The sequence below is a fragment of the Mycobacterium sp. E342 genome (assembly GCF_001667665.1).
Lineage (GTDB): Bacteria > Actinomycetota > Actinomycetes > Mycobacteriales > Mycobacteriaceae > Mycobacterium.
In genome coordinates, this window is record NZ_LZJM01000264.1 from 1 (window position 1) to 9,367 (window position 9,367).

Annotated in this window: 2 protein-coding genes; both read left to right on the forward strand. The window is 71.3% G+C overall.

The annotated features are described in order from the left end of the window. Positions 1–2,845, forward strand: a 2,845-nt coding sequence (locus A5692_RS20835; RefSeq protein WP_231984390.1) for a condensation domain-containing protein, incomplete at its 5' end; no start/stop codon positions are given. Between the two features lie 20 nt (positions 2,846–2,865). Next, positions 2,866–9,367: amino acid adenylation domain-containing protein (locus A5692_RS20840; RefSeq protein WP_369830314.1), on the forward strand; the 6,502-nt coding region annotated here is incomplete at its 3' end.

A 9,367-nucleotide genomic window follows, 5' to 3' on the forward strand; every position in this document is an offset into this window, starting at 1 on the left:
GGTCGGCGTCGACGACTCGTTCTTCGACCTCGGCGGCGACAGCATCCTGTCGATGCAGGTCGTCGCCCGCGCCCGGGCGGCCGGTGTGGTGTGCCGCCCGCGCGACATCTTCGTCGAACAGACGGTCGCCCGGCTGGCCCGAGTCGCCGGGCTGGCCACCGACGACGACGTGGTCGACGAGGGCATCGGCCCGGTGGTCGCCACCCCGATCATGCGGTGGCTGCACAGCGTCGACGGCCCGGTCGAGCAGTTCAACCAGACCATGGTGGTGCAGGCCCCGGCCGGGGTGGGCGAGAGCGACGTGGTGCTGATCCTGCAGGCTTTGCTGGATCGGCACGCCATGCTGCGGCTGCGGGTCGACGACGACGGTGAAGGCGGCTGGTCCCTGCGGGTGCCCGAGGTCGGCGCGGTCGACGCCGCGGGGTGTGTGCACACCGTCGAGACCCTGTCCGACACGGCACTGGCGGCCGCGCGCGACCAGCTGAACCCGGCCAGCGGCGCGATGCTGCGCGCGGTGTGGGTGCCCTCCACGGGCCAGTTGGCGTTGGTCATCCACCACCTGGCCGTCGACGGGGTGTCGTGGCGAATCCTGTTGGAAGACTTGAACATTGCGTGGGCTCAGCACCACAGTGGCCAGCCGCTGGCGCTGCCGGTGGGCGGGATGTCGTTCGCCCGGTGGTCGTCGCTGCTGGCCGAACACGCGCGCAGGCCGGAGGTTGTCGACACCGCCGAGGCGTGGCGGCAGATCGCGTCGACGCCGGCGCCGCTGCCGGCAGTGGCGCCCGACATCGACACCTTCGTCAGCGCGGGACAGCTGTCGGTGTCGCTCGACGCCGACACCACCCGTTTGTTGCTGGGCGAGGTTCCCGCCGCGTTCCACGCCGGGGTGCAGGACATCCTGTTGATCGCGTTCGGCTTGGCCTGGGCGCAGTTCGTGGGCACCGGCGCGCCGATCGCCATCGACGTCGAGGGCCACGGCCGCCACGAGGAACTGGGCCCGCACGTCGACCTGTCCCGCACCGTGGGCTGGTTCACCACCAAGTACCCCGTCGCCCTCAAGGTCGGCGGCCTGTCCTGGGGCCAGGTCGTCGCCGGTGAGGCCGAGCTGGGCGCGCTGGTCAAGGACGCCAAGGAGCAGCTGCGTGCTCTGCCGGACACGCTGACCTACGGGCTGTTGCGGTATCTGAACCCGGACGTCGAGCTGGACGGGTCGGACCCGGTGATCGGGTTCAACTACCTCGGCCGCCTGGGTGGCGCCGCCGAACTCTCCGCCGACTTCTGGCGCCTCGACCAGGACAGCCTCGCGTTGGCCGGGGCGGCGACGGCGGTGCCCATGCCGCTGCCGCACACCGTCGAGCTCAACGCCGGCACCCTGGACACCGCCGCGGGCCCGCTGCTGCAGGCCAACTGGACGTGGGCGCGTTCGGCGCTCGACGAGGTCCAGGTCGGCCGGCTGAGCGAGTTGTGGTTCGACGCCCTGAGCGGCATTTGCAGCCACGTGCGCAGCGGTGGCGGCGGGCTGACCCCGTCGGACCTGGCCCCCGCCCGGCTGACCCAGCGCGACATCGACGAGCTGTGCCAGCGCTTCGCGATCGCCGACGTGTTGCCGCTGACCCCGCTGCAGCAGGGCCTGCTGTTCCACACCGGCACCGCGCACGGGAGCGACGACCTGTACGCGGTGCAGCTCGACATCAGCGTGAGCGGTGCGCTCGACCCGCACCGGCTGAGCGACGCGGTGCACGCCGCGATCAAGCGGCATCCCAACGTGGTGGCGCACTTCATCGAAGACTTCGGCGAGCCCGTGCAGGTGCTCTCGGCCGACCCGCCGCTGGCGTGGCGCTACGTCGAACTCGACGACGAAGACCTCGAGCCCGAAGAGCAGATCCAGCAGCTGTGCGCCGCCGAGCGCGCCGCGGTGTGCGACCTGGCGGAACGCCCGCCGTTCCGGGCCGCGCTGATCCGCACCGCCGACAACCGGCACCGCTTCGTGCTGACCAACCACCACATCGTGCTCGACGGCTGGTCGAAGCCGCTCCTGCTGCAGGAGATCTTCGCCGCCTACTACGGCGTACCGCTGCCCGCCCCCGTGCCCTACCGCAAGTTCGTCGACTGGCTGGCCGCGCAGGACCGCGGCGCCGCCCAGGCGGCGTGGCGCCGGGTGCTGGCCGGCTTCGACACCCCCACGCTGGTCGGGCCGCCCGGCCGGATGAGCCTCGGGCCGCGGGCCGTCTCCTCGTTCCAGATGTCGGCGGAGACCACGCGGGCCCTCGGCGAGCTGGCCCGGTCGTGCCACACCACCGTCAGCACCGTGCTGCAGGGCGCCTGGGCGCAGCTGCTGATGTGGCTGACCGGCCAGCACGACGTCACCTTCGGGACGGCGGTCTCGGGCCGGCCGACCGATCTGCCGGGCGCGGACCAGATGGTGGGGCTGCTGATCAACACGGTGCCGGTGCGGGCGACGATCGGCGCCGAAACCACCATCGCCGACCTGCTCAACCAGCTACAAGGCGCCTACAACGACACGCTCGAGCACCAGCATCTGGCGCTGAACGAAATCCATCGTGTAACGGGACACGACCAATTATTCGACACCATGTTCGTGTACGAGAACTATCCAATCGACACCGCCGCGTTATCGGCCGTCGATGAACTGGCCATCGACGGTTTCACGAACCGGGAATTCAACCATTACCCGCTCTCGGTGCAAGCCGTGCCGGGTCACGAACTGGGTCTTCGCGTCGAATTCGATACAGAAGTCTTCGACAAGGGCAGAATCGAGAGGTTGATCGAGCGGTTCCGGCGCGTGCTGGAAGCCATGACCGCAGATGTGGAGGAGCAGTCATGACCGTCGGCGCAGGGCGGCGATTGTTATCGATCGACTTGCTCGATGGCGGCGAACACGACCGCCTCGACGAGTGGGGTAACCGGGCGGTGCTGACCGCACCGGCGACGGGTGCTGTCTCGATTCCGGCATTGTTCGCCAAGCAGGTCGCCCGCGTTCCGGAGGCTCCGGCGCTGACGTTCGACGGCCGCACGCTGACGTACCGCGAACTCGACGAGGCCGCCAACCGGCTGGCCCACCTGCTGGCCGAGCACGGCGCGGGCCCCGGCGAAAGCGTGGCGCTGCTCCAGTCGCGGTCGGCTGAGGCGATTGTGTCGATCCTCGCCGTGCTCAAGACCGGCGCGGCCTACCTGCCGATCGACCCGGCCGTCCCGGCCTCCCGGATGGAATTCATGCTCGGCGACGCGGCCCCGGTCGCCGCGGTGACGACGGCCGAGCTGCGGCCGCGGCTGGACGGGTTCGAACTGCTGGTCGTCGAGGTCGACGACCCCGCGGTGGCCGAACAGCCCACCTCGGGGCTGCCGGGCCCGGCCCCCGAGGACATCGCGTACATGATCTACACCTCGGGCACGACCGGAACGCCCAAGGGCGTGGCGGTCACCCACCAGAACGTCACCCAGTTGCTGAAGAAGCTGCCCGCCGACCTGCCCGAGGCCGGTGTCTGGTCGCAGTGGCACTCGCTGGTGTTCGACGTGTCGGTGTGGGAGATCTGGGGCCCGCTGCTGCACGGCGGACGCCTCGTCGTGGTGCCCGAGTCGGTGGCCGGCTCCCCGGATGACCTGCACGCGCTGCTGGTCGCCGAGAAGGTCACCGTGCTGTGCCAGACCCCGTCGGCGGTGGGAATGCTGTCGCCGGACGGCCTGGATTCGACCGCGCTGATCGTGGCGGGCGAGGCCTGCCCGGCCGAGGTGGTGGACCGGTGGGCGCGGGGGCGCGTGATGATCAACGCGTACGGCCCGACCGAGGGCACGGTGTACGCATCGATGAGCGCGCCGCTGACCGCCGAGTCGGGGGCGCCGACGATCGGCTCACCCGTGCCGGGGGCCGCGCTGTTCGTGCTGGACAAGTGGCTGCGGCCCGCGCCGGAGGGCGTCGTCGGTGAGCTGTACATCGCCGGTCGCGGCGTGGCCTCCGGCTACGTGCGCCGGTCGGGGCTGACGGCCTCGCGGTTCGTGGCGTGCCCGTTCGGGGCGCCGGGGACGCGGATGTATCGCACCGGCGACCTGGTGCGCTGGGGCGTCGACGGCCAGCTGCAGTACCTGGGGCGCGCCGACGAGCAGGTCAAGATCCGCGGCTACCGCATCGAGCTCGGCGAAATCCAGACGGCGCTCGCGGGGCTGGACGGCGTGGACCAGGCGGCCGTGATCGCCCGCGAGGACCGACCCGGCGACAAGCGGCTGGTCGGCTACATCACCGGCACCGCCGACCCCGCCGAGGTCCGCGCCCAGCTCGGCGAGCGGCTGCCCAAATACATGGTGCCCGCCGCGGTCGTGGTGCTGGATGCGCTGCCGTTGACGGTCAACGGCAAGCTCGACAAGCGGGCCCTGCCCGCCCCCGAGTACCAGAAGACGACCGGTGAATACCGCGCCCCGACCACGGCCGTCGAAGAGACCCTGGCCGCCATCTACGCCCAGGTCCTCGGCCTCGAGCGGGTCGGCGTCGACGATTCGTTCTTCGACCTCGGCGGCGACAGCATCCTGTCCATGCAGGTCGTCGCCCGCGCCCGCGCCGCCGGTGTGGTGTGCCGCCCGCGCGACGTCTTCGTCGAGCAGACCGTGGCCCGGCTGGCCCGGGTGGCAGGCGTGGCCTCCGACGACGACGTGGTCGACGAGGGCCTCGGCCCGGTGATCGCGACCCCGATCATGCGCTGGCTGCAGCAGGTCGACGGTCCCACCGACCAGTTCAACCAGACCATGGTCGTGCAGGCCCCCGCGGGCGTCACCCGCGAGGACGTCCAGGTGGTTCTCCAGTCGCTGCTGGACCGGCACGCCACCCTGCGGATGCGCGTGGACGACGACGGCGCCGGCGGCTGGTCGCTGCACGTGCCCGAGGTGGGCGCGGTCGAGGCGGACGCGTGCATGCACACCGTCGACGCGTTGTCCGACGCGGCGCTGGTGGCTGCGCGCTCGCAGCTGAACCCCGCGGCGGGCATCATGCTGCGCGCCGTGTGGGCCGAAGCCACGGCCCAGTTGGCGTTGATGATTCACCACCTGGCCGTCGACGGGGTGTCGTGGCGAATTCTGTTGGAAGACTTGAACATCGCGTGGGCACAGCACCACAGCGGCCAGCCGGTGGCGTTGCCGACGGGCGGGACGTCGTTCGCCCGGTGGTCGGCGATGCTGGCCGAGCACGCCCAGCGAGCCGACGTCGTCGCCCAGGCCGACGCGTGGCGTGAGGTCGCCGCGACCCCGGCGCTGTTGCCGGCGGTGCGCCCCGACCTCGACACCTACGAGACGGCCAAGCAGCTGTCGGTGTCGCTGGACGTCGACACCACCCGGATGCTGCTGGGTGAGGTGCCCTCGGCGTTCCACGCCGGGGTGCAGGACATCTTGTTGATCGCGTTCGGGTTGGCCTGGGCGCGGTTCGTGGGCACCGGCGCACCGATCGGCATCGACGTCGAGGGCCACGGCCGCCACGAGGAACTGGGCCCGCACGTCGACCTGTCCCGCACCGTGGGCTGGTTCACCACCAAGTACCCGGTCGCGCTGACCGTCGGCGAACTGGACTGGCCGCAGGTGATGGCCGGCGACCCCGCGCTCGGCGTGCTGGTGAAGAAGGCCAAGGAACAGCTGCGTGCCCTGCCCGACCCGCTGACCTACGGGCTGCTGCGGTACATGAACGCCGAGGTCGACCTGGACGGTTCCGACCCGGTGATCGGGTTCAACTACCTGGGTCGCCTGGGCGCGGCCGCCGACCTGCCGGGCGAGATGTGGCGGATCAGCCAGGACAGCCTGTCGTTCACCGGCGCCGCCAGCGCGGCGCTGCCCATGCCGTTGATGCACACCGTCGACCTCAACGCCGGGACCATGGACACCGAGGACGGCCCCCACCTCCAGGCCAACTGGACGTGGGCGCCCTCGGCGCTGGACCACGAACAGGTCAGCCGGTTGAGCCAGTTGTGGTTCGAGGCCCTCGCCGGGATCTGCGCGCACGTGCGCAGCGGCGGTGGCGGGCTGACCCCGTCGGACGTCGCCCCCGCCCGGCTGACCCAGCAGCAACTCGACGACCTGTGCCAGCAGTACGCGGTCGCCGACGTGTTGCCGTTGACCCCGCTGCAGCAGGGGCTGCTCTTCCACGCCAGCTTCGCGCACGACCCCGGCGACGACGTGTACGCGGTGCAGCTCGGTATCACCGTGACCGGTGACCTCGACGCGCATCGGTTGCGCGAGGCCGTCCACACCGTCGTTGACCGGCATCCCAACCTCGCGGCCCGGTTCTGCCCCCAGTTCGGCGAGCCGGTTCAGGTCATCCCGGCCGACCCGGTGATGGCATGGCGTTACGTCCAGCTCGGCGCGGAAGACCTGGACCCCGAAGAGAAGATCGAACAGCTCTGCGCCGCCGAGCGTGCGGCGGTCAGCGACCTCGCGCACCGGCCGGCGTTCCGGGCGGCGTTGATCCGCACCGCCGACAACCGGCACCGGTTCGTCCTGACCAACCACCACATCGTGATGGACGGATGGTCGCTGCCGATCATGCTGCGCGAGATCCTCACCAGCTACTACGGCGAGCGGTTGCCGGCGCCAGCGTCCTACCGCAGCTACCTGACCTGGCTCGCGGCCCAGGATCGCACGGCCGCCCGGGCGGCGTGGGCCGAGGTGATGGCCGGCTTCGACACCCCCACGCTCGTCGGTCCGCCGGCCCGATTGGGCCTGGGCCGGCGCGGCGTCGAGTCGTACCGGCTGCCCGCGGAGACGACGCGCGCGCTGGGCGAGCTGGCTCGGTCCTGCCACACCACGATCAACACCGTGCTGCAGGCTGCCTGGGCGCAGCTGCTGATGCGGTTGACCGGCCAGCACGACGTGGCCTTCGGCACCGCGGTGTCGGGCCGGCCCGCCGATCTGGTCGGCGCCGAGTCGATGGTGGGCCTGCTGATCAACACGGTGCCGGTGCGCGCCAACGTCACAGCGGGCACCACCGTCGCCGAGCTGCTGCAACAACTGCAGCGCGCCCACAACGACACGATCGAGCACGAGCACCTGGCGCTCAACGAGATTCACCGCGTCACGGGCCACGACGTGCTGTTCGACACGCTGTTCCTCTACGAGAACTACCCGATCGACACCAGCGTGCCGCTGGGCTTCCACGAGCTGGCGATCACCGACGTCACCAACCGCGAATACAACCACTACCCGCTCTCGGTCATGGCGCTTCCGGGCCGCGAACTGGGCCTGCGCGTCGAGTTCGACACCAGCGTCTTCGACACCGCCGGGATCGAGTCGCTGATCGAGCGGTTCCAGCGGGTGTTGGGGGCCATGACCGCCGACTCCAGCCAGCGGCTCTCGGCGATGGATGTGCTGGACGGCGGGGAGCGCGCCCGCCTCGACGAGTGGGGCAACCGGGCGGTGCTGACCGCGCCGGTGCGGGCGGCGAAGTCGATCCCGGCCCTGTTCGCCAAGCAGGTGGCCCGCGTGCCGGATTCCGTGGCGCTGACGTTCGAGGGCCGCTCGATGACCTACCGCGAGCTCGACGCGGCCGCGAACCGGTTGGCCCACCTGCTCGCCGGGCACGGCGCGGGCCCGGGCGAAAGCGTGGCGCTGCTGTTCTCCCGCTCGGCCGAGGCGATCGTCGCCATCCTGGCGGTGCTCAAGACCGGGGCGGCCTACCTGCCCATCGACCCGGCGGTTCCCGCGGCGCGGATCGAGTTCGTGCTCGCCGACGCCGCGCCGGTCGCCGCGGTGACCACCGCCGACCTGCGATCGCGGCTGGACGGCTCCGACCTGCTGATCATCGACGTCAACGACCCGTCGGTGGAGACCCAGCCCGCCACGGCGCTACCGGCACCGACGGCCGCGGACATCGCGTACCTGATCTACACGTCGGGCACCACGGGTGTCCCGAAGGGTGTGGCCGTCACCCACCACAACGCCACCCAACTGCTGGAGAGGCTGCACGCCGACCTGCCGGACCCGGGCGTGTGGGCGCAGTGGCATTCCCTGGTGTTCGACGTCTCGGTGCACGAGATCTTCGGCGCGCTGTTGCACGGCGGCCGGCTGGTCGTGGTGCCCGAATCCGTGGCCGGCTCCCCGAGGGACCTGCACGCCCTGCTGGTCGCGGAGAACGTGACGGTGCTCAGCCAGACCCCGTCGGCGGTGGGCATGCTCTCGCCCGAGGGGCTGGAAGCGACGGCCTTGGTGGTCGCCGGTGAGGCCTGCCCGCCCGAGGTGGTGGACCGGTGGGCGCCGGGCCGGGTGATGATCAACGCGTACGGCCCGACCGAGGGCACGGTGTACGCGGCGATGAGCGCGCCGCTGAGCCCGGACACGGGAGCCCCGATCGGCTCTCCGGTGCCAGGGGCGGCGCTGTTCGTGCTGGACAGGTGGCTGCGTCCGGCGCCGCAGGGCGTCGTCGGCGAGCTCTACATCGCCGGTCGCGGTGTGGCGTCCGGTTATGCGCGCCGCTCTGGCCTGACGGCCTCGCGGTTCGTGGCGTGCCCGTTCGGGGCGCCCGGCCAGCGCATGTACCGCACCGGGGACCTGGTCCGCTGGGGCGCCGACGGCCAGCTGCAGTACCTGGGCCGGGTCGACGAGCAGGTCAAGATCCGTGGCTACCGCATCGAGCTCGGCGAAATCCAGGCGGCCCTGGCCGGTTTGGCCGGCGTCGAGCAGGCCGCGGTCATCGCCCGCGAGGACCGCCCCGGCGACAAGCGGTTGGTCGGCTACATCACCGGCACCGCCGACCCGGCCGAGATCCGGGCCCAGTTGGGCGAGCGGCTGCCGGCGTACATGGTGCCCGTCGCGGTGGTGGCGCTGGATGCGCTGCCGTTGACGGTCAACGGCAAGCTCGACAAGCGGGCCCTGCCCGCCCCCGAGTACCAGAAGACCGGCGGCGAATACCGGGCCCCGGCCACCCCGGTGGAAGAGACCCTTGCCGAGATCTACGCCAACGTCCTTGGGCTGCAGCGGGTTTCGGTCGAGGACTCGTTCTTCGACCTCGGCGGCGACTCGCTGTCCGCCATGCGGGTGATCGCCGAGATCAACACGGCCCTCGACGCCAACCTCTCGGTGCGCACCTTGTTCGAGGCGCCGACGGTGCGCCGCCTCGGCCACCGGGCGGAGCACGACGCTAGCGGCGCGGACGAAGCCGAGGGTGGGGAGGCCAGCTTCGCCTCGGTGCACGGTCGTGACGCCACCCAGATCTACGCGAGCGATCTGACGTTGGACAAGTTCATCGATGCGGCGACGCTGAGCGGCGCGCCGTCGTTGCCGGGCCCGAGCTCGGAGGTGCGGACGGTCCTGTTGACCGGGGCGACCGGTTTCTTGGGCCGTTATCTGGCCCTGCAGTGGCTGGAGCAGCTGGAGCTGGTCG